Here is a 1,582-nt window from a genome sequence, read left to right on the forward strand (position 1 = left end):
CAGTCTGTCTCAAAACCCCATATCCTCCACGGATATGGGGTTAAATCATGCCGCGAACAGCCAATATCTGTCAAAAGCAGCAAAAAAACAAGTAAATACACCCCTGTTCCGGCGGTGCATTGCATACTTTTTCAGATTCATGGCAGCAAATTTAAGCCTGACCCATTTGCTGACCTGGGACAAGCCTCTGAAATATGTGAATCGCATCGAGTGTTTTTCTTTTGCATCCGCAAACACTCGCTCGATCGTTTCTTTTCGCTTATCATACAGCTCTTTCATACCTGCGGTGTGCCGTATGTCTTCGACCTGTTCAAGATAATCGAGCCAGATATGTTTAGTTACAGTCTTTTCGCATTTGGCGTTGTCGGTGCATTTTGCTCTGTTCGGACAATCCTTGCAGATATACCCCTTGCTTTTGTATTCTCTGTTGCCTTCTCTGTTAGTTGTTGAATAGTTTAAAACTTTGTTTTGCGGACAAATCACGCAGTTGTAATATTCATCAAGAACATATTCATACGGTCTGAAAAATCCGTCTTTACCCATAGGGCGTTTGTATGGCAGCACCGGTATCCTGCCGTCATCTATCACTTTCTTCGCTATCCAGGGGGTCTTGTAAGCTGAGTCCATTACTGCATATTTTATCTTTTTAAACCGTTCAGTAAGCTTGTCATATAGTCCGTCAAAAGCCACGCTGTCGTGTACATTTCCGGGATTTAAAGTGAAATCCATGATATATCCGTGCTTATCGCAGGCTGTTTGAGCTGCGTATGCAAAGCATTTCTTATGCTCGCCCTTATGGAAAACTCCGCACTCAGGGTCGGTAGTCGAAACGGTCACTTCTTTAGCCTTTGCGTTTTCAACTTTTGTTGGATCATCGGTTGGATTTTCGGTTTTTTTATCAGATCTATTTCCGCCGTCCTTGCCATTCTTATCTTTTAAGGGCTTTTTTCCGTGTTTTTCACGGTCTTCGTTTATCTCTTTTAACAGCTGTTCTTCATATACCTTTGCGGCTTCCGGAACTGCTTTCTTTACAGCTTTTTTCATATTAGCATTTGCCTTTATGTGCGTTCCGTCAATGAATACCGCTTCGGGCGAAAGATATCCGGCACCGTTTATCTCTGACAATATCCAGAAGAATATTTCTTCGACCACTTCTTCGTTGAATCGATGTTTGAAATTTCTGCTGAGTGTTGAAAAATGAGGCGTCTGCTCATTCAGAAGATACCCGCAGAACCAGCGGTAAGCTATGTTCATTTTTACCTCTTCCGCAGTCTTACGAAGAGATGGTATGCCATACAAATGCTGTATCAGCACCATTTTGAAAAGCACGACAGGATCAACTCCGGGTCTGCCGTTGTCAAGACAGTACAAGTTCTCAACAAAATCATAGATCTTATCGAAATCTACAGCTTTGCTGATCTTCCTCAGAAGATGATCTTTCGGTACAAATTCTTCTATGCTTATCATTTCTAACTGGCTCATTTCTTTGCTTTTCTTTTCTAGCATCTTTTTCACCCCTCTTTATTATACCACACTTATTCAAAAAAGCCTACCCTTTCGGGTAGACTTTTGCGACAGACTG

Annotated in this window: 1 protein-coding gene; it reads right to left on the bottom strand. The window is 42.0% G+C overall.

Going from position 1 to position 1,582, the window contains the following annotated elements:
• Positions 1–45: 45 nt before the first annotated feature.
• On the bottom strand, positions 46–1,506 hold the full coding sequence (locus CUS_RS06600; protein ID WP_002848676.1) for an IS1182 family transposase: 1,461 nt from the start codon (positions 1,504–1,506) through the stop codon (positions 46–48).
• Between the last annotated feature and the right edge of the window lie 76 nt (positions 1,507–1,582).

Origin of the sequence: Hominimerdicola alba 8 (assembly GCF_000178155.2) — a bacterium.
Classification (GTDB): Bacteria; Bacillota; Clostridia; order Oscillospirales; family Ruminococcaceae; genus Hominimerdicola; species Hominimerdicola alba_C.